The sequence below is a fragment of the Acinetobacter sp. IK40 genome, assembly GCF_035615075.1.
Taxonomy (GTDB): Bacteria; Pseudomonadota; Gammaproteobacteria; order Pseudomonadales; family Moraxellaceae; genus Acinetobacter; species Acinetobacter courvalinii.
Genome location: NZ_JANBOE010000001.1, coordinates 662,477 through 683,542, shown reverse-complemented (window position 1 = coordinate 683,542; position 21,066 = coordinate 662,477). Strand labels below are relative to the sequence as shown.

General features: G+C 41.3%; 18 protein-coding genes and 1 pseudogene. 12 read left to right on the top strand and 7 right to left on the bottom strand.

Annotated elements, in window-relative coordinates; all coding sequences use genetic code 11:
• Positions 1–8: 8 nt before the first annotated feature.
• The 5 genes from MSG93_RS03380 to MSG93_RS03360 all read right to left on the bottom strand — a co-directional run bounded on the left by MSG93_RS03380 (position 9) and on the right by MSG93_RS03360 (position 4,947).
• Complete coding sequence (locus MSG93_RS03380; RefSeq protein ID WP_324620574.1) at positions 9–1,871, bottom strand: phage capsid protein; 1,863 nt, start codon at positions 1,869–1,871, stop codon at positions 9–11.
• A 258-nt stretch (positions 1,872–2,129) separates the two neighbouring features.
• Positions 2,130–2,459: a four-helix bundle copper-binding protein gene (locus MSG93_RS03375; protein WP_324620573.1), complete on the bottom strand. Its 330-nt coding sequence runs from the start codon at positions 2,457–2,459 to the stop codon at positions 2,130–2,132.
• A 190-nt stretch (positions 2,460–2,649) separates the two neighbouring features.
• Positions 2,650–3,807 (bottom strand): OmpW/AlkL family protein, encoded by a 1,158-nt coding sequence (locus MSG93_RS03370; RefSeq protein ID WP_324620572.1) that lies wholly within the window; start codon positions 3,805–3,807, stop codon positions 2,650–2,652.
• A gap of 545 nt (positions 3,808–4,352) precedes the next feature.
• Positions 4,353–4,658, bottom strand: a complete 306-nt coding sequence (locus MSG93_RS03365) for a hypothetical protein (RefSeq protein WP_324620571.1) — start codon at positions 4,656–4,658, stop codon at positions 4,353–4,355.
• Between the two features lie 94 nt (positions 4,659–4,752).
• Positions 4,753–4,947: a hypothetical protein gene (locus tag MSG93_RS03360; RefSeq protein WP_324620570.1), complete on the bottom strand. Its 195-nt coding sequence runs from the start codon at positions 4,945–4,947 to the stop codon at positions 4,753–4,755.
• A gap of 195 nt (positions 4,948–5,142) precedes the next feature.
• On the opposite strand from MSG93_RS03360, the gene MSG93_RS03355 reads away from it, so the two are divergent.
• The 5 genes from MSG93_RS03355 to putP all read left to right on the top strand — a co-directional run bounded on the left by MSG93_RS03355 (position 5,143) and on the right by putP (position 11,202).
• Positions 5,143–6,990, top strand: a complete 1,848-nt coding sequence (locus tag MSG93_RS03355; protein ID WP_324620569.1) for an ABC transporter ATP-binding protein — start codon at positions 5,143–5,145, stop codon at positions 6,988–6,990.
• The gene (locus MSG93_RS03350) at positions 6,990–7,430 is read left to right on the top strand and encodes a MaoC family dehydratase (RefSeq protein ID WP_199950195.1); all 441 of its coding nucleotides are present in this window, start codon (positions 6,990–6,992) and stop codon (positions 7,428–7,430) included. The genes MSG93_RS03355 and MSG93_RS03350 overlap by 1 nt, the downstream gene beginning before the upstream one ends.
• Before the next feature lie 128 nt (positions 7,431–7,558).
• Complete coding sequence (locus MSG93_RS03345; protein ID WP_005229974.1) at positions 7,559–8,584, top strand: AraC family transcriptional regulator; 1,026 nt, start codon at positions 7,559–7,561, stop codon at positions 8,582–8,584.
• An 87-nt stretch (positions 8,585–8,671) separates the two neighbouring features.
• Positions 8,672–9,046, top strand: a complete 375-nt coding sequence (gene gcvH, locus MSG93_RS03340) for a glycine cleavage system protein GcvH (protein ID WP_005229972.1) — start codon at positions 8,672–8,674, stop codon at positions 9,044–9,046.
• A 659-nt stretch (positions 9,047–9,705) separates the two neighbouring features.
• Positions 9,706–11,202, top strand: a complete 1,497-nt coding sequence (gene putP, locus MSG93_RS03335) for a sodium/proline symporter PutP (protein ID WP_005285301.1) — start codon at positions 9,706–9,708, stop codon at positions 11,200–11,202.
• A gap of 44 nt (positions 11,203–11,246) precedes the next feature.
• On the opposite strand, the gene MSG93_RS03330 is transcribed toward putP, so the two are convergent.
• Complete coding sequence (locus MSG93_RS03330; RefSeq protein ID WP_324620568.1) at positions 11,247–11,738, bottom strand: Lrp/AsnC ligand binding domain-containing protein; 492 nt, start codon at positions 11,736–11,738, stop codon at positions 11,247–11,249.
• Between the two features lie 120 nt (positions 11,739–11,858).
• Here MSG93_RS03330 and putA point away from each other — a divergent pair, with 120 nt between their 5' ends.
• The 4 genes from putA (at position 11,859) to MSG93_RS03310 (ending at position 17,868) form a co-directional block, all read left to right on the top strand.
• Positions 11,859–15,620 (top strand): trifunctional transcriptional regulator/proline dehydrogenase/L-glutamate gamma-semialdehyde dehydrogenase, encoded by a 3,762-nt coding sequence (gene putA, locus MSG93_RS03325; RefSeq protein ID WP_324620567.1) that lies wholly within the window; start codon positions 11,859–11,861, stop codon positions 15,618–15,620.
• Between the two features lie 119 nt (positions 15,621–15,739).
• On the top strand, positions 15,740–16,222 hold the full coding sequence (locus MSG93_RS03320; RefSeq protein ID WP_324620566.1) for a GrpB family protein: 483 nt from the start codon (positions 15,740–15,742) through the stop codon (positions 16,220–16,222).
• A gap of 83 nt (positions 16,223–16,305) precedes the next feature.
• Positions 16,306–17,391 carry a tRNA (uridine(54)-C5)-methyltransferase TrmA gene (gene trmA / locus MSG93_RS03315; RefSeq protein ID WP_324620565.1) on the top strand — a complete coding sequence of 362 codons (1,086 nt, stop codon included), beginning with the start codon at positions 16,306–16,308 and terminating at the stop codon, positions 17,389–17,391.
• Positions 17,392–17,640: 249 nt separating this feature from the next.
• Entirely contained in the window at positions 17,641–17,868 is a 228-nt protein-coding gene (locus tag MSG93_RS03310) for a hypothetical protein (RefSeq protein WP_004653128.1), read from the top strand.
• Between the two features lie 44 nt (positions 17,869–17,912).
• Here MSG93_RS03310 and MSG93_RS03305 read toward each other — a convergent pair whose 3' ends face one another.
• On the bottom strand, positions 17,913–18,650 hold the full coding sequence (locus tag MSG93_RS03305) for a phosphodiester glycosidase family protein (RefSeq protein ID WP_324620564.1): 738 nt from the start codon (positions 18,648–18,650) through the stop codon (positions 17,913–17,915).
• Between the two features lie 170 nt (positions 18,651–18,820).
• On the opposite strand from MSG93_RS03305, the gene MSG93_RS03300 reads away from it, so the two are divergent.
• From MSG93_RS03300 to MSG93_RS03290, 3 genes and pseudogenes are all read left to right on the top strand, one after another.
• Positions 18,821–19,354, top strand: a complete 534-nt coding sequence (locus MSG93_RS03300; protein ID WP_005285285.1) for a lecithin retinol acyltransferase family protein — start codon at positions 18,821–18,823, stop codon at positions 19,352–19,354.
• Positions 19,355–19,586: 232 nt separating this feature from the next.
• Positions 19,587–19,844, top strand: a complete 258-nt coding sequence (locus MSG93_RS03295; protein WP_005285282.1) for a YjhX family toxin — start codon at positions 19,587–19,589, stop codon at positions 19,842–19,844.
• 108 nt (positions 19,845–19,952) lie between these two features.
• A pseudogene (locus MSG93_RS03290) lies at positions 19,953–21,011 on the top strand (bifunctional HD family hydrolase/N-acetyltransferase).
• The last annotated feature ends 55 nt before the right edge of the window (positions 21,012–21,066 follow it).

Sequence of the window (21,066 nt, the reverse complement as noted above, 5' to 3'; positions counted from 1 at the left end):
GATTAATTTTATAAATAAATTTCAGGTGGATACGGCGTATCGTCACTAATTGGGGAATATAAACTCTGCCCTACAAAGAAACCGTTTGGAGCCTGTGCAATATCAATGGTGACTGAATCGGCCATAACCTGAGGATAGGCCCAGATGAACTGTTTCATCAGTCCCAAAGGTTGATTATTTTGCATATCACCAAAGATACGCTGCCAGATCGGTGTTTGGTAAGGTTTACTTGCGTCAAATCCATATAAATGCGCAATAGATGAATCAGGTACAAACCCAGCCAGATACGCAACCTTATCTTCCGGATAGTTCAAATCCTGAGTCGGAATCTCTGACACAGCCTGATGTGCCAATCCCAAACGCGCTTCTAAAATCCAGTCATAAGCTTCCGTCATCAGGTAATCAAAATTTGGATAGGCATAATGTTCACGTGGATAATTGATATCCGTCACCAGAGTTTCAATTGGGGTGCGAATGGTCGGGAAGAAAATCAGCGGAGATACTTTTGCCTGTGGGTATTTTGTCTTAACCACCGACCGAATATCCTGACAGGTTTGTCCTAATTTGTTTCTTAACCAGCTTTTAAACTGATCATACGGCGTCCCAGTTTTGTTCATCGCTTCATAAATGGTACCCAGATCTGGCGCATATAAACCGGTATCCGCATTAAAAGCCAGTTTGGTTGGGTAATCATAGACACATGGCAGATCTGTACCCTGGTTATACCACCACCACGGTTCGCCAATCTGCATATTCACTTCACACCCACCGGCAACCAGGGTATCTGCAAACTCAATAAAGGCTTTATGTAAATAAGCCTGCGCATTTTGATCACATGGACTAAAGAAGTAACTTGGTGGCTCATAGCCTGTTCGACCCAGATTATTATTCCAGTCCCGCTGAGCCCAGTATTCATTGGCACCCAAGGAATACATTTCAAAGCTCACCCCAAAGATAGGCTGCATATCGGCACAATGGAGTGCCTGGGCAAAATGTTCGTGCCATTTTCGAGTACATGGATTAACGACATTGGCATTGCTGACTAACGGATCAGGAATCTGCCATTTGTTGATATCAGCATTCCATGACATTTCAGGATATTTCGACATGCCACAATAGTGATTGATCAGACCGTGATACCCCAAAGCCGCCATATTATCGACCAGTCGCTGTGGGTTGAGATCATAATGATCATCATAACTGGTACATAGACCATACTCATGCGCAGGTACTGAGACCCGATTTAAAGCCAGCTTGGCATTCGGGCCGGTAGTTACGGAGTTGGTTATCCGAATATACCCCTCTTCTGCCTGTGCTAATGGCAGGGTTGAATGTCCATTGTAACTGAGGGTAAATCCAGAGAAAGAAATACGCTGAATGTTACTGACAGGAAATGGATCTATTGCAGAGAAGCCCGCCTTGACGCTATCCCAATTAATATGAATATGGGCTGATCGTGAAGCAGGCTGATCGGCATAATTAAACAGCACGATATAGGCGACCTTATCTACTCCATTTTCATGATATTGCACAGTCAATGTCGGGGTTAAAGTGGGGTTATTTAACGTTGGCATACTGGCCGACAATTCAATATCAAAATCCCAAATCGTACCGCTGTAATCATATTTGGTCTCATAGGCAAGAAACTGATGATCTTTTGCATCATAAGAATCCCAACTAATCCCCACCAGATCAGTGCTGGTGCGGGAACGGAAAAAAGCTTCAAAACCGTTAGCAAAATTGGTAATAGCAAAAGACATGGTTTGCGGGCCATCAACTCGCCAAAACTTTGGGCTAAACCGATCAATGCTCGAAGTTGTAACAGTTAAGCTAGGAGATTTTTTAAATTTTTTTTCAAAGTTATTCGTCATTTGATAATGCTCTCATTTAATAATTAAGTTTTCATGTTAAGTAATCCTGTTATTTTTGGCTGTTTGCATCGGTAATCTTTGATCAAAAACCCAGCACTTACATGGAGTTTATGTAACTTGAATTTTTGATGCATAAAAAAAGCTTATCTATCGATAAGCTTTGCAATAACGTCTCCATATTGATACCCATCCTTGTAGTCCGGTATTGTTATATGCAACTCAAATAAGCTGCTTATCTCAAGCTAGGCAGAGAACAGCTTAAGCAGCCATTCTTCTACATTCTATGCCACATTGATGGCAGGTTTCGGCACACTGTTGACAATGTTCAGAAGAGTGTTTGATACACTCTTCAGCGCACCAGTCACATATTTTTGCACAGATCTGGCACATATCCGCCAGAAAGATTGATTCTCGTTGCTCAGCTTTGGCACATAACATACAGATATCCGAACATTCCAGGCATCGGGTAATGCACTCCCGCATCATCTCGACTTTTTCTTCTTGTAAACATGCGGATGCACAAGTAGTACAGGCCAATGAACAAACCAGACAAGCTTTGGCGCAATCTGAAAACTGGATAGAGTCCATCTTATTCTCCTTAGCTAAATCTTCAAAAATGCTTAGTAAATAAGCTAACCAGATAAAGTGCTGCAAAACATAGGGATTCGGTTATAAAAAGTAAGCCATGTTTTATTCGGTAACCGTATTAAAAAAGACTATTAAAAGTCATGTCCTTAAACTTAACAGACTTAAGGACATGTAAACTTAAATCATAAAATTAGAAGCGATAACCCACACCTAGATAAGTAATAAGTGGATCAATATCGATTTTAGTGGTTGCATGAATAAGTTGGCTATTGGCATTTTGGTTGATTACTTTAATGGTTGCCTGATTATTCAGTTTGGCATAGGACAATGAACCAGTAGCGAACCAAGACTCATTCAGGTCGTAGTTAAACCCTAGTGAAACAATTGGTGCAATTGCATCATCCGCATCAACTTTAACAATCATTTTCCCGCTAGAAGGACGTCCTTCCAATGCCGCACCTGCTTGACCATCATGAATATTTTGAATCATATGTCCAGCAGCAATCAGGTCATTCTTAACACCATTATTGATTTTAATATTACTATAATGCGCATACAGTAAACCTGCACCAATGTAGGGTCTAAATTTATTCACCCCGGTTTTTCCAAAATGATAAGTTGCCTGAATTGCCGGCGTCCATGCCGTAGCTGTGGCTGCCTTATCATATTTATTTAAATCCGTAATCAATAATCCATTTTTTAGATAGACATTTATATCCGGCGCGTTCGGATCATAGTCGGGGGTACCTGGGATATTTGGTAATGGGTGGCCAATTGCTTCAAAAGGTGCATATACCGTTCCTTTACCTTTTAACTTTACTTTAGGGGGTATACCGCCAATCAGTTTCAATGAAACATTATCATTCACATAATAATCAAACATCAACCCCAGGGTATCAATATCATCGGCTTCAAGACCAGCATCTGATTGCCAATTTTCAATTCCTGAAATTTGCGCATCTCCCGTTATAGTTTTTAAAATTGCATCCCTCTCCTCAGGTGTTTCACTTCCATCTAGATTCATCTTTATGATTTCATCTAAATATTTTGTTTTGATAATACTATTGTAGATAGTCAAATCAAAACTATTAGGGTCTGTTTTCTCTAACTCAGCATATTTTGCGGTATCTACATTTTTGAGGATTGTATCTCCAGAAATCATACCGACATCTGCCACCGTTCCATTTTTAACATTAGTATTAATATTAAAACGATTCGCTTTACCCTGAGGCATCACATGTAACCACCCTGCAGAAACAGAATAACGTTTAAATTCCTGCGCATGGCCCATATTGGTAAAAGCTAATAGACTTGTTGCTATTACAATTATTTTTACTGTTTTTTTCATTTTATTTTCATCCTGAAATTCATATTATCCGATCTGGCAATATGCTTTTTAAATATAGCACGATAATATTTTTATCAAAAAGTAAATTTTAGTTACTCATAAATATAGAAAAATTAAAAATACTCTCAAAAAAAATTAAATATATATTTATAAATAAAATGAACATAATTGTAGTGATAAAAATCACAAAATATATAAAAATAGAGTTTTAACTAGCGAAAATTATTGATAGAACTTCATGAATCATTTGTTTTCTTAGCTTCTAAGGTAATTTTATAATCTGTAAATATTAGTATTTTTAAAATATTAAGCCTATATATTAGTAAATATTAACAATTGGAAATATTCAAGTTCATTATGTACAAATTCTTTCAGCATTTTCAGCAAATATTCGGAGATAAAAAGCATTTAATTCTAAATTTTTAATTGATAAATCTAAAACTATAAAAACTACTTCTCTCTTCATCAAGATAAAATAAAGCGCTCAAAATCAGCAATGAAGATGAGCGCTTTATATTAAGCCGGGTCACTCTATAAAAAAATAATCAGTGCCCATAAATATTTTTGTGCAAGATGTCTGAAAGCCAGTGAATAAAGCCTGTTTTATTGTTAAATTGCGGGGTATCGAATAAATTTACATTCAACTCAAAATGATTAAAATTAATAAATTTATAGCTCCCGCCGCCTAAAGGAACCACATCGCTGTGTGGATATTTGAGCGTTTTTAGCGCTTCGCTAAAGAACAAGGCTTTAAGCGCTATCTCACTATTCTTGTGCGCCTGATAACTTTGAGACTGAAGGAATAAATCATATTCTTGATCTAAACGTGTCATGATTTGGGAAATAACCACTTTAGACTCCTTTATTATTGGAACACCTGTTATCGCATACAAAACAGTAAAAGCCCACCTTTTGATGGACTTTTATAGTATTAAATTGGTATGACTAGTGCAGGCTTAACTCTTCATCGTTGGCAATTACGACCGAAGTAAGCATCGGAATGCCCAAGATCACCGGGACCATAATGATCCATAAATCGGTTGTTAAATGACTTGAAAAGAAGAAATGGATAACCATGGCCACCAAAGCCAATACACTCAACAATACACCCATGAATCGAACTGCAAATTTAATCAGCATTTTTGATCCTATATAATTGTCAGTACACTTCATCAGTATACGCCTAGCATTTCGATCAAGATACCTGCTTTTATACAACCGATACATCACAATAAGCCCCCATCCTTGCACCTGAGCTTTTCTCCTCTCTATTGCTGATTTTCTGCTATGCTACAGAACAAGCTGAATTAGTACTTGATATTAGAGGAAACCGAAATGCTGCGATGGTTTGAAAAGCTAGTCGATCCATACCCCACCAAAGACTTAAACAAACCATTACCTACGACCTTTTTTGCTTTCGTTTGGCAATCGACTCAAGGCATTCGCCCTTTTCTATTTTTACTGATTGCATGTACTGCCGCAGCAGCATGTTTTGAAGCTTTATTCTTTTCCTATATTGGTAAATTGGTAGACTGGCTCACTAAAAGTCAACCCAGCACCTTTTTACAAACCAATCAACAGAACTTAACCATTCTGATCAGTATTCTGTTTGCCAATATTTTCTTTGTCAGCCTGCAATCGATTATTAAACACCAAGTATTATTCAGTAATTTTCCAATGCGTATGCGTTGGCGTTTTCATAATTTATTACTGCAACAAAGCCTGGACTTCTTCCATACCGATTTCGCTGGACGTCTTTCTGCCAAAGTCATGCAGACTGCACTGGCGGTACGCGAATTCTGGATGATTCTCGGGGATATGCTGGTTTATGTACTGGTCTATTTTGTGACTATTAGTCTGGTCATGGGTGCAATTTCGCCAGTGTTGATTGTGCCGCTGATTTTATGGTTAGCCTTATTTATTGGCATTGCCAGCTACTTTATTCCACGACTTGGCAAAATCTCCCAGCAACAGGCCGACGCGCGTTCCGTCATGACCGGTCGAGTTACCGACGCCTATACCAATATCCAGACAGTAAAGCTCTTCGCTCATGCGGGTCGTGAAAGCCAATATGCCAAAGAGTCGATGCAGGAATTTATGGTGACGGTGTATAAGCAAATGCGTTTGGGGGTGAAATACCAGATCAGTATTCGTGTACTCAGCGCATTCCTGTTTATTAGTGTGATTGGAACCTCGGTCTGGCTTTGGACACAAGGTCAGGCAGCAATCGGGGTGATTGCTGCAACCACAGCGATGGTATTGAAGTTGGACAGTCTGGCCGAATTCATCATGTGGCACATTACCATGCTGTTTGAAAATGTCGGTACCATTCAGGACGGGATGAAAACTCTGGGCAAACCGATCCAGATTCAGGACAAGGAAAATGCCACTGAGTTACAGGTACAGCACGGCGAGATTCGTTTTGAAGATGTCAGCTTTGCTTATAACCAGAAGAATGTCATTGATCATTTTAACCTGACCATCAAACCGGGTGAGAAAATTGGGATTGTCGGTCGTTCCGGTGCGGGGAAATCGACACTAATTCAACTGTTGCTGCATTTCTATAACATCAACCAGGGTCGTATTTTGATTGACGGTCAAAATATTCATGATGTGACCCAAGATAGTTTACGTGCCAATATTGCCCTGGTAACGCAAGATACCTCGCTGCTACATCGTACCGTCGCTGAAAATATTAAATACGGTCGCCCGAGTGCAACTGAAGCTGAAATTCAACAGGCGGTCAGAAAAGCCAAAGCGGAAGAGTTTATTCCGCAGCTAACAGATATGAAAGGTCGTGTTGGGTTTGATGCTTATGTGGGTGAACGTGGCGTGAAACTGTCGGGCGGACAACGTCAACGTATTGCCATTTCACGGGTTTTCCTAAAAGATGCACCGATTTTAATATTGGATGAAGCCACTAGTGCCCTTGATTCCGAAGTCGAAGCCGCAATTCAAAGCAGTTTAAATGACTTGATGGTTGGCAAAACGGTCATTGCAATTGCCCACCGTTTATCTACTATTGCTCAAATGGATCGTCTCATTGTGCTGGATCAGGGCAGAATCGCAGAACAAGGCACACATGAGGAGCTGATTGCTCAGAATGGTTTATATGCTCAACTATGGAAACGCCAGACAGGCAGTTTTTTGGTTGAACAACGGGTAACGCAGGACACAGAATAATGTTGTATTTAGAAGACCTTAATATTGGCGATCGTTTCATCAGCCGTGAATATGAAATGACATTAGAAGAAGTTAAGCAGTTTGCCAATCAATACGACCCACAACCCTTTCATACCGATGAGCAGGCTGCTGCGCAACATCCTATTTTTCAAGGATTAGCAGCAAGCGGCTGGCACACTTCAGCCGTGACCATGCGACTTTGGACGGAATGTTTTCCGGTTGCTGGCGGCTTACTGGGAACAGAATCGAGTTTACGCTGGCCAAGACCGACACGTGCAGGAGATAAAATTCACGTTGAAGTTGAAATTACCGCAATCGTTCCGTCTAAAACCAAACCAGATCGCGGTATCGTCAGCTACGTAACCCAAGCTTTGAACCAGCATGGTGATGTGCTATTAATATCGACAACCAAAATTATGGTGTTTAGAAAAGCAGCTTAAGACTTGGACATTCAGTGACTGTTTTGTCCAACAATTTTTATGATTGATTATTTTATTTCATGTAAAGATGTTTAAGACTTTAATGTTTAAAAGATATTGGCAAAATTGATGAGCGCCACGGAAAGCCCATGAAAACAAGCACAACTCGTCAAGATCAAGGAATACCAGGCGTCTATGGCTTATTGCTATTGGATGTAGTTTCTCGTTGGGGATATAGCGATGAAACTTTATTTGCTCCATTTCATTTAACGAGTGAACAGCTGGCTGATCCGAACTATCGAATTCCAACACCGATTGCCAATGAACTGGTGAAGCATTCTTTGCGCCTGACTGGTGAAAGTACACTGGGTTTTCATCTCGGTACACAAATGCGGATTTCCATTCATGGCTTTATCGGTTATGCCATTATGACGGCGCATGACATTACCGATGCCATTGCACTGGCCAGCCGCTTTATTCAATTACGTCTACCCTTTCTACAGCTATATTTTTCGACCTTCGGCCCTAAAGCTACTTTACAACTGCAGTGTGATATCGAAGTCGAACCGTTGCGCACCGAAATTATTCTAGGTCTGACCATTGGCATCATGACCATGGCCAGAGCGCTAACCGGAATAGAAGATTTAAGTGGTGAAGTGGATCTGGATTTCCCTGAACCAGCAGGCTTTGAAAAATATCGGGACAAACTCAGCAGCAGCATTCGTTTTAATCAGCCGCATTTAATCTCAAGCTTTGATAAAAAATATCTGGGCCTGAAAATGGTCAATGCCGATCCGATTGCCAGCCAGATTGCTATTAACCAGTGTGAAACAGAATTGTCAGCACTTGGCGAACGTCGGCGTTTAGCGATGCGGGTGCGGGATATTCTGACCAATTCAGAACAGCATTATCTCAGTATCGAAAGTGTGGCTGAACGCCTGCATATGTCCGACCGTACCTTGAAGCGTCAGTTAGCAGCAGAAGGCACCTCTTTTTCCACTTTAGTGGATGAAGTACGTTATCGTCATGCGACCTCCCTGCTTTCCCGCACCGATTATAGTCTGGAACAGATTGCAGATGAGCTTGGCTATTCTGACGTGGCAAACTTCAGTCGTGCCTTTAAGCGCTGGAGTGGCCGTAGCCCAAGTAACTGGCGCAAAGATCCATACTTATAATAAGTTCAACGGCGAAAGCTTTTGTTTTTATTGAAAAGCATGTATAAACCAAATAAAAATGATACGACAGATTGTTAAGGAGTTGTCATGAATCATCCAGCAGAATTGAAATATGCACGTACGCATGAATGGGTAAGAATCGAGGGTGACCTCGTTGTGACTGGTATTACCGACCATGCACAAGATGAGTTGGGTGATTTGGTCTACGTGGAAACCCCAGCAGTGGGCAGTCATGTCACGGCAACTGAACAGGCCGGTATTGTCGAATCAGTCAAAACTGCATCAGATATTCATGCACCTGTTTCAGGTACAGTGGTTGAAGTGAATAGCGATCTTGAAGATGATCCTGATTTTGTCAATGATGAACCTTATGGCAAAGGCTGGATTTACAAGATCAAACCGGACAATATCGCAGATGTAGAAAAACTGCTTTCAAATAGTGAATACGAATCAGGTTTATAATCGAATAGATCTTGAGAAAAAGCCCGGCTGATTTGACCGGGCTTTTTTTTAAAATGAATGCACGTGGTGGTACCTTGCAGCGCTCATACTTGCGTCTAAAATCTGAATTTGACGACACACATGTGATCAAGTCACAGCTTAATCCTTGAAGCATCTTTACGGCCAATTGGCTGAATCATTTTTTCTTTTCTCGCCAAGCCGTCATCTTGAAAATTCGATAAATAAATAATCAAAATTTCTGCTACTTTTTATGTAGAAAAGCACTCAACATTATATTTTTTTAATGTCAAATTTCTCTGTCGGGCTACCTTTGTAACATCATGTGTCAATATTTTTGCCTAGTTTTTGACTGCTTCAATTTAATCTACATTTGTACTTTTTATAAATTGTAACTTTTGAAAACATTGTGCGTAAATTTCACTCATCAACCCGATCATTTTTGCTGAAAAAAACCGCGCTTTTTTCAATAAAAAAATTAATATTCATAGAGTTATTTTAAATTACATAAAATATACAAATAAAATACACAAACATAACAGTATTTTAAAAATCATTTGTGCTTGAATCTGTGACCTTATCAATCCCAAGAATAGTCATTCATTTTTTTAGCTATTCAGTTGTGATTGCAAATTATGGATATGTAAGGACAGGCATCCATTATGAATTTTTCGAATCCCACAGTTGTTGTATTCGTGGTGTATATCCTGGCCATGCTTGGCATCGGTTTATACGCCTATTTTTCTACTAAAAATCTTGATGATTATATTCTTGGAGGCCGAAGTTTAGGCAGTTTTGTAACCGCATTATCTGCGGGTGCATCAGACATGAGCGGTTGGTTACTCATGGGCCTACCTGGCGCTATTTACTTAACGGGTTTATCTGAATCGTGGATTGCGATCGGTTTGATTATCGGTGCATGGCTGAACTGGTATTTGGTCGCTGGGCGTTTACGTGTCCATACCGAAGTACAAAACAATGCCCTCACCTTACCTGATTATTTTACTGGTCGTTTTGATGACCAGAAGAAAATCTTACGCGTCACTTCTGCATTGATTATTCTGGTATTTTTCGCAATTTATTGTGCTTCTGGCATGGTCGCTGGTGCACGTTTGTTTGAAACATTATTCCAATTGCCGTATAGCACAGCATTATGGATCGGTGCATTTGCAACCATCGGCTATGTTTGTATCGGTGGCTTCCTAGCAATCAGCTGGACCGATACCTTCCAGGCTGGCTTAATGATTTTCGCATTATTACTCCTGCCAATTGTGACCTACATGTCTTTAGGTATCGGCATGGAAGAGTTTACCGCTGTTGTTGAAAGTGTTCGCCCACATGCCTTTGATTTTGCGACAAATTTAAGTGTTGTTGCGATTCTTTCTGCAGCTGCATGGGGCTTAGGCTATTTTGGTCAACCACACATTCTGGTTCGCTTCATGGCTGCTGATTCTGTGAAATCAATTCCAGCGGCTCGCCGTATTGGTATGACCTGGATGGTTTTATGCTTAGCGGGTGCAGTCGGTTCAGGCTTTATCGGTATTGCATACTTCCAGATGCATCCTGAATTTGCGGCAGCAGTAACTGCTAACCCTGAAACTGTGTTCATGGAATTGACCAAGATCTTATTCAACCCTTGGGTTGTAGGCGTCATTCTTGCTGCAATTTTATCGGCAGTCATGAGTACCTTGAGCTGTCAGTTACTGGTCTGTTCGAGTGCCTTAACTGAAGATTTGTACAAAGGCTTTATCCGTAAAAACGCGTCACAAAAAGAACTGGTGTGGATTGGTCGTGCCATGGTACTTGCAGTTGCAATGCTTGCACTGGTGCTTGCTCAGAACCCAGACAGTAAAGTACTTGGTCTCGTTGCTTACGCCTGGGCTGGTTTTGGCGCAGCATTCGGTCCATTGATTATTCTTTCATTGTTCTGGAAGCGTATGACCCTGAACGGCGCATTGGCAGGTATGGTTGTGGGTGCTGTAACCGTTATTCTTTGGAAGAACTTCTTCGGTGCTACAGGCATCTACGAAATTATTCCGGGCTTCGTTTTCGCCTTGATCAGTATTGTGGTGGTGAGCTTGCTTGGTAAAGCGCCAAATGCTGCTGTAACCAGCCGCTTCGAACAAGCTGATGAAATTTATGCACGCGAAATGAAATAATTTTGCTGAAAAATTTAAGGGGCTTTCGAGCCCCTTTTTTTTATTTAAAATTTTGTCCGTGATTTAATTTTTATTTTCGAGCTGTCTTTCACCACCTGCATCACAGGATAACTACGGGTTTCCTTCACTCCTGGCAACTGCCATAAAATCTGTCCTGCAATGCGACGGAACTCCTCCATTCCCTCACTACGCAATTTAATCAGAAAATCAAAACCGCCACTGACCATATGACATTCCACGATTTCAGGATACTGCGTGACTGCGTCAATAAAATCATCCAGTACATGCGGTGTGGTCTTATCCAGCAGAACTTCCACAAAGACCAGAAAATTGGCATTGAGCTTATTCGGATTCAGTTTCGCCTCATACCCCAAGATAAACTCATCCTTCGTCAATTTCTGCACGCGCGCCATCACCGCAGTCGGTGACAGGTTCACGAGTTCCGCCAATTTACTATTGGAAATCCTTCCATCTGTTTGAAGAATATCCAGAATTTTCAGATCCGTTCGATCTAATGTATAAATAGGGCCATTCAACTGAATTTTCCTCTAAAAAATAAGCAAATTATAGTGAGTTACTCGGGATTTATTCTGTAATCATAAATTATCTAAACCTCTCTGCTCAATATGTTTTAGAGATTGTTATTGGAATTTAGCATGAATACATTGGATACTCCCGCACAAATGGACACAGCTCACGCAGACGGTTATATCACCGAATTTAAAGAAAAAAGTGAGTTTGAGCAACGCATCAATACGGCATGGCGCCGTGCAGAGCCTGAAGCAGTCGCTGTACTTGCTGAAGCAGCCAACATTTCCCCTGAACTAGACCATAAAATTTATGAGCTCGCATTTAGCTTAGCGCACAATTTGCGTGAGCGTAAAAGTTCAGCGGGCAAAGCTGGTATCGTTCAAGGTTTACTTCAAGAATTTTCACTTTCTTCACAAGAAGGTGTAGCACTGATGTGTTTGGCAGAAGCTTTGCTTCGTATTCCAGATACTGCAACGCGTGATTTATTGATCCGTGACAAAATCAACCAAGGCAACTGGAAAGAACACGTTGGTCAAAGTAACCTGATGTTCGTCAATGCCGCTGCCTGGGGTTTGATGTTAACTGGTAAGTTGATGGAAACGCCGAAGCAAACCAGTTTATCAAGTGTCTTAACTGGCCTTTTGGCACGCAGTGGTCGCGGTATCATCCGTAAAGCCGTTGACGTTGCCATGCGTATGATGGGCGAGCAATTCGTTACCGGCGAAACTATTGGCGAAGCGCTTGAACATGCGAAACCATTTGAGCACAAGGGTTTCCGCTACTCATACGACATGTTGGGTGAAGCTGCCCTAACTGAACATGATGCTGAGCGTTATTACAACGACTACACCCAAGCCATTCATGCCATTGGTAAAGCATCGAACGGTCGTGGTGTCTATGACGGCCCCGGTATTTCAATCAAGCTTTCTGCATTGCACCCGCGTTACCAACGTGCGCAAATTGACCGTGTTCATCATGAACTTTACAACAAAGTTTTTGAACTGGCGTGCTTGGCAAAACAATACGATATCGGTTTAAACATCGATGCTGAAGAATCTGAGCGCTTGGAAATCTCGCTTGAATTGCTTGAACGCCTATGTTTCGAACCGAAACTTGCCAACTGGAAAGGTATTGGTTTCGTGATTCAGGCCTACCAAAAGCGTTGTTTCTATGTGGTTGATTACATCGTTGATCTTGCAAAACGCAGTAACAAACGCCTGATGATCCGTTTGGTGAAAGGTGCGTATTGGGATAGCGAAATCAAGAAAGCGCAAATCGATGGCATGACCGACTACCCTGTGTTTACCCGTAAAGTTCACACTGACTTGTCTTACATTGCGTGTGCGAAAAAATTACTTGCTGCACCAGATCAAGTGTATCCGCAGTTTGCAACACATAATGCGCAATCGCTTGCAACGATTTACAACTTGGCTGATCCAAGCAAATATTATCCAGGTCAATACGAGTTCCAATGCTTGCACGGTATGGGTGAGCCATTGTACGAACAAGTGGTTGGTTCTAAAGAAGACAATAAACTTGGTGTGCCATGTCGTGTTTACGCACCTGTGGGTAACCATGAAACTTTGTTGGCTTACTTGGTCCGTCGTTTACTTGAAAATGGTGCCAACACCTCATTCGTCAACCGTATTGCGGATAAAACTTTAAAAGTTGAAGATTTAATTCAATCTCCAATCAAAGATATTCAAACTTCAGCGAAAGACGAAGGCCAGCTTGGTTTAAAACACCCAGCGATTCCACTTCCGCATGATCTTTATCCATTACGTCCAAACTCAAATGGCTTTGATCTCAATAACGATCAACCATTAGCAGACCTGGATGCGACCGCACAGAAGCTACGTAACCAGATTTGGAAAAGTGCCCCTTTACTTGGTTTTGAATCAGCAGTCCATGATGAAAGTAATGCGCTTGCAATTACAAACCCTGCACAAAACAGTGAAGTTGTCGGTTATGTTAATGAAGCAACCAGCGCTGATGTACAACTGGCCTTAGAAGCTGCAGCACAAGCAGAACAAAGCTGGGCAGCAACTGATAAAGTTGAGCGTGCTGCTTGCTTAAAACGTGCTGCTGACTTGATGGAAGCCCGTATTCAAGAGTTGATGGTTTTACTGTGCCGCGAAAGTGGTAAAACCTATGCCAATGCGATTGCAGAAGTTCGTGAAGCGGTCGATTTCCTACGTTACTACGCAACTCAAATTGAAAACCTGCCTGCAAATGCACAGGTGAAGCCATTAGGTACCGTATTGTGTATCAGCCCATGGAACTTCCCTCTTGCAATTTTCTCGGGTCAGATTGCAGCGGCATTGGTAAGCGGTAACTGTGTTATTGCCAAACCGGCAGAACAAACACCACTCATTGCAGCACAAGCGGTGCAAATGCTTTGGGAAGCTGGCGTGCCACACGGCGCTGTACAGCTTGTTCCAGGCCGTGGTGAAACAGTCGGTGCGCAATTGAGCCAGGATGACCGCATCCAAGGCATCATGTTCACAGGTTCGACTGAAGTTGCAAAAATCTTGCAAAAGACGGTAGCAAAACGTTTATCTCCAAATGGTCAACCTATTCCGTTAATCGCGGAAACCGGTGGTCAAAATGCGATGATCGTAGACTCTTCTGCACTGACTGAACAAGTGGTTCTCGATGTTGTCAGTTCTGCATTCGACAGTGCCGGTCAACGTTGTTCTGCACTTCGTATCTTATGTGTACAGGAAGACAGCGCTGCAACCGTCATCAAAATGTTGAAAGGTGCAATGCAACAGTTGATCGTCGGCAACCCTGCGATCTTAAAAACCGACATTGGTCCTGTGATCGATACTGAAGCGAAACAAACCATCGATACGCACATTCAAAAGATGAAATCTAAGGGTTACCCTGTTCATCAATTGATGTTCAACGATGCTGCAAGCCAACAGGCACTTGCACAAGGTACTTTCGTTCCGCCAACAGCAATCGAATTACCAAACCTTGATGACCTTGAGCGTGAAGTATTTGGTCCGGTATTGCATATCATCACTTATAAGTACGGTGAACTTGAGCAGTTGATCGATCGTATCAACGCCAAAGGTTACGGTTTGACCATGGGTCTACATACCCGTATCGATGAAACCATTAATACGGTGATTCAACGTGCTGAAGTGGGTAACTTATACATCAATCGTAACATCGTCGGTGCAGTGGTAGGTGTACAGCCGTTTGGTGGTGAAGGCTTGTCTGGTACTGGTCCGAAAGCGGGTGGTCCACTTTATATGTACCGTTTGATGGAACATTGTTCAGAGAAAGTATTGGCGACCCCATTTGCGGTAAAAGCTGAAATCTCTCAGTTTGATGCGGTATCCAATGTGGCTTACCAAAGCTTGCTGGCTTGGGCAAAACAACACATGGCTCAAGCAGTACCGACAATTCCAGCGTTTGGCGTAGGTAAATTCTACGAGTTGCAAGGTCCGACTGGCGAAAGTAACCAGTACATTATCCTGCCTCGTCATCGTGTGCTTTCGATTGCCAATGATGATGCTAGCCAGCTTCAACAATTGCTTGCGATTTTCGCTGTTAGTAGTACAGCGGCGGTATTGAAAGACAATGCATTCTTGGTAAAACACAAAGCGTCTTTACCAAAAGATGTCTTGGATGCAATCACTGTGATTTCAAGCGTTGAAAAAGATGCCTTTGATGCCGTGCTTCATCATGGTTCTGTTGAACAGTTGCAAGATTTGCAAACTAAAGTTGCTGCCCGTTCAGGTGCGATTGTTGGCATTACCCAGCTGCAAACCAATGAGCAGATTCCTTTAGAACGTCTTGTGATTGAACGTGCCATCAGCGTGAATACTGCAGCAGCTGGCGGTAACGCAAGCTTGATGACTTTATCTGAAGACTAATATTCGTCTTTTCGAGAAATATTAAGTCTCTCACTGACCCGAATCATGTTTACATGGTTCGGGTTTTTTATTATGTTTTAGTTGATCTTTATTGCAATTATAAAAATGAGAACCTGAAAATGCAGTTTTTCCCCGCTACTGAATATCAGCCTCACTGTGCCCAGCTTTTTGAAGATTATAAAACGAAGATCAAGCAGCTTATCCCTTTTGCCATTGTTGAACATATTGGTTCATCCGCGATCCCCAATGCAATCTCAAAGGGTGATCTCGATATTTATATTGAAGTCCCCGCTCAACAGTTTTTAGATGCCATTAAAGAATTGCAACAACTTAATTTTAAAGAAAAGCTGGATACATTACGTACTCATGAGCTATGTATGTTGCAATCACAAGCGCATGATGTCGCCTTGCAAATCGTTGTGACGGGCTCGGAATTTCAAAATTTTCTTACTTTTCGGGATCAACTACGACGTCACCCAGAGCTGGTTCAGCAATACAACCAACTCAAACAAAGTTGTTCAGGTACTTCACCAGAGCAGTATCGTCAGATTAAAGCACTATTTATACAGAATGTGCTGAATCCCCATCCAGCTTACAAATAAGCAAATTTGATAATTTCCCTGCACCTTGTAGCACTTTTTTTGATACCATTCCTGTTTAGATTTCACCTATAGTTTTTTTGTTTATGACCATCTCTTACCAGCAGCAACTTCAAGAGAAAGTTGAACGAATCACTGCACAATTTGCCCCGTTCAATCCACCAGCTTTAGAAGTGTTTCAATCACCCGAACAACATTTCCGTATGCGTGCCGAATTCCGTCTCTGGCATACCGAAGATGATCTGTTCTATGCCATGTTTGAACGTGCTGAAGATGGAAAGCAAAAAGAAGTTGTTCGTGTGGATGAGTTTCCGATTGCCGACCAAAGCATCAATGACTTGATGCCTCGTCTGTTAGAAGAATTAAAAGCAGTCCCTGTTTTATCGCAACGTATTTTTGAAGCGGATTTTCTTGCAACATTAAGCGGAGAAATGCTGGTTACGCTGATTTATCACCGTAAACTGGACGCAGAATGGGAAACGGCAGCAAAAACGTTAGCAGAAAAACTGAATATCAAGATCATGGGGCGTAGCCGCGGTCAAAAAGTGATTATTGGCGTTGACTATGTGGTTGAGCAGCTCAATGTTCATGGTCGTACTTTTAAATACAAACAAATTGAAAGCAGTTTTACCCAGCCGAATGCACAAGTGTGCCAGCATATGCTGGAATGGGCATGTGATGCTGCACAAGGATCTCAACAAGATCTTTTAGAATTGTATTGTGGTAATGGTAACTTTACCCTACCGTTGTCTTTAAAATTCAATCGTGTACTTGCCACTGAGCTGGCTAAATCTTCGGTTTATGCGGCGCAATGGAATATTGAGCAAAACCAAATTGAGAATATTCAGGTAGCGCGTTTATCTGCGGAAGAGTTTACCCAAGCCTATCAGGGCGAACGTGAGTTTAGACGCCTGCAAGAAGCTGAAATTGATATTCAAAGCTATGACTTCGATACAGTTTTCGTCGATCCGCCACGTGCAGGCATTGATGATGAGACGCTGAAACTGCTACAGGGATTCAAGCGTATTCTCTATATCTCATGTAATCCGGACACCCTGCATGACAATCTCAACACACTGACTCAAACCCATCGCATTGTGCAGTTCGCTATGTTCGATCAGTTCCCTTTTACCCATCATGTTGAGTCGGGTGTTTTACTTGAGAAGATTTAAACAAATTATTTCAACGTAACAATAAATTATAAAGGGTTTCAATAACCCTTTATTTTTGCTCAAAGTATATGAATAAAAAAGTGATATTTTTCAAAGGTCAAGTCATGATACCGTCATAATTTCGTTTGAGATGAGCAGACTCATCGAAAAAATTGAAGTTCAACTGCTGCTTTTATCACTTAAGCTGACTTGTATTTTATTTTAAAGTGGCTATATTTCGAGCTATGTTAGGTTGTTAATGAAGGCTCTATGAGTTTTTGGCAAAAATTGTTCAATGCAGACGAACAATATAACGAACACAAGAACCAGACTTCTTGCGTGGAAAACGATTGTTCTTGCAAAACCAATGAACAGCTACTCGATGCTTTAGTCAAAGCAACAGATGAGGATGTCATTAAAGGCATTAAGAAAGTACTGATTTCTCGGGGTTATAGCCGCAAAGAGTTACTTGCGATGATCAAACCACCGATTCAATAAAAATAAGCCCCTCATCTCCTTAAAATCAGGAGATGAGGGTGTCATCAAGATTTACACTTTTCCCGATTCACTTCTGCCACCATCGGTCCCAGATTAAATCGCTTATCATGGCGTTTGTTTTGTATTGAATACATACTTGAAATCGATCCATCCAGATATAACGCATGATCTATTTTCAACTGTTGCTTAAAAAACTGCGCAAACTGGTAAAAACTTACCCGTTGTTGTGAAATCACAAAATACAGCTCATTATTTTTTACGCCCACCCCATTTCTGATTTTAAATGAAGTTGAGTCAGGTAAAAATTGATCATTAATTCTACCCTGATAGACCAGCATCGGCCCTGACTGGGTCGCAAACTGTGCCTGAAAACCTGAATGTGCATAATCGGCCGTGGTTTTGATAACGGCACGGCGATCATTCCACGCCACAACTCCATTCGGTTGCATAAAGAAATTACCAAATCCTTGGGTCTGATTTAACTGGCGCAGCTCTTTGCCCTGTTCGACATATAATCCGACGGGCTGAAAGTCAGCATGATACATTCCCGCATTCATGGCAAAATTGAGTTGGGCACAAGGCGGCAATGCTTTTTGTAAAGTTGCAAACTTTTGATAGTAGCGATTGCTTTCAGGATTTTTTAAAAATAATTCCAGTTGATCCAGGTGGTCGACTTTAATGACATCGTAGCTGTTCTGATTAAATTGAATAGCTTGCTGCTGCATCGCATATGCAGATGGAACAGCTAAAAATGTAAAGGCGAACAGTAACCAGATTTTCATTATGCGATATATTTAAGATGAGATCTGGCTATTTTCTCACAACAGCAAATCATGCTGAATGACGGATACAAACTCCACACATAATCATCGGATTGAGTGTATAAATAAGCTCGATTGATTCACATTTTTTCACTAAAATAAGCGTGTAAATACAATAACCTTGTATCAACATGCAGCAAAGACATCCGCGCTTTCCAATTGGCGCCCATCTGATCGTAAAACACTTTGGTTATAGTCACCACGGCATTTATGCAGGACGTGGCCGAGTCATTCATTATTCCGGTTTTGCCCATATCTTTAAAAAGCATCCGATTGAAATGACCTCTATCCAGCGTTTTGCGCGAGGAAAGCCTATTTATATCAGGGACTATCACTCCCCGCGCTACAAGGCCAGAACCGTAGTACGGCGTATGCGCTCACGCATGCATGAAAATCACTACCATCTCATCATTAACAACTGCGAACACTTATGTACCTGGGCGATTACCGGTGTTGAATCCAGTACTCAGGTCGAACGCATGCAACGCCGTTTAGCCACGATCGGTTATGTCAGCTCGGTCATGAGTTATATGAATGGCCTGATGCTGACGGTTGCGACAGCCTGCTTCGCGATTGTGCTGTATATTAAAATACTGTTGCGCCATCAAGCTAAAAAATCGGTTCCAGCTTACTTACAGCTCAAAGAAAAGCGCCCGAAAAGATAAGCTTTGCCTGCACTTCAAATAGTGTTTCTCACACAATTATTGCTTTTTAATTTATCTTGCTTTAGTATTTTCAGCGATACACATCGTATCGCATCCATATCGAGGATTTTATGTTGGAGATAGCAGTAATCTGGTAACTAAATTTCAATAGCACATTGAAATTGGTTATCTGCGCGATTTTTTGGGCGTTAAGCCTAACTTTGCCTCTGATTATTTCTATCTGGATAACAACATGAACTTATCTAAGTCCGAACAACGGACACTGCACGTCTTAGCAAAAGGCGGAAAAATCGTAAAACTTCGTAATGACTCAGGTCAAATCATCGCTGTAGAGTGCTATAGCCGAGAAGGTTTCTTGCTGTCCGATTGCGACCTTGCCGTTTTTAACAAGCTAAGAAAGAAAAAACTGATTAAATCCATTAATGGACAGCCCTATCAAATTAATTTACATGGGCTTAGATCAGTACGCCCACAGTTAGACAATCGTTAACACAACCATAGGTTTGGATAAATCCTTGGTTGTACTTTGATGATATCTATCAATCTAATCTTAGATCGGGTTTGTCCAAATTACATATGGTTTATTTTGAGAAAGAAAATGGAACTAGACGTAATTCAAAACCGCTTAGCTTTTTTACGAGAAGCGGAAAAACTAAAAAATGTGCTGCGATTTTCACATACTTCCAATGGTCGCCAAGAAAGTACTGCTGAACATAGTTGGCGTTTATGCTTAATGGCGATGATTTTTGCAGATCAATTCGAAGACATTAATCTCGAGAAAATACTAAAAATGTGCCTGATTCATGACTTAGGTGAAGCTCTTCATGGTGATATTCCAGCCATTATGAAAGATCAATTTCCAGCGAAGAATCAGCAGGAGAAACAGGATCTTTATCAATTAACCGAATGTTTAGATGATCAACCTCAAATGTTGATTCGATCACTTTGGCAAGAATATGAAGATGCAGAAACAACTGAAGCCAGATTGGTTAAAGCTCTGGATAAGTTAGAGACCATTCTGCAACATAATCAAGGTATTAACCCTGTTAATTTCGATTATGCATTTAATCTTAGTTACGGTGAAAAATACACTCAAGCCAACCCCACTCTCAAGCAGATTCGGTCCATCCTAAATCAGGAAACACAAGAGTAAATAAAGATGAACATACAGATTCGTGATGAAAAACTATACGATATTCAAGCTATTTTTGACTTAACGCAAGCGGCTTTCGCCGATGCAGAGCATTCGAGTCATACAGAGCAATTTATTGTGAATACTTTACGTAATTCAGGCCAATTGAGTTTATCTTTGGTTGCGATCAGTAATAATAAACTAATTGGACATATTGCATTTTCCCCTGTGAAAATCTCAGATGGCACTAAAGGCTGGTATGGCTTAGGGCCAATTTCAGTTTTACCTGAATATCAAGGTCAAGGCGTTGGCGCAAAACTGATGCATGCAGGCCTTGAAGCTCTCAAGGATTTAGATGCTGTTGGCTGTGTTTTACTCGGCGATCCTGACTATTACGGTAAATTTGGTTTTAAAGCAGATGCAAGACTTGTATTACAAGGTGTGCCCGCAGCGTATTTCCAAATTTTGCCATTTACTGAACATGTCCCATCAGGTAACGTGGTCTATACAGATGCATTTAATTAATGCGACTGCATAGTCTTATGCGCTCAGCTTCAGTTAACGCTGAGCGCTTATATTT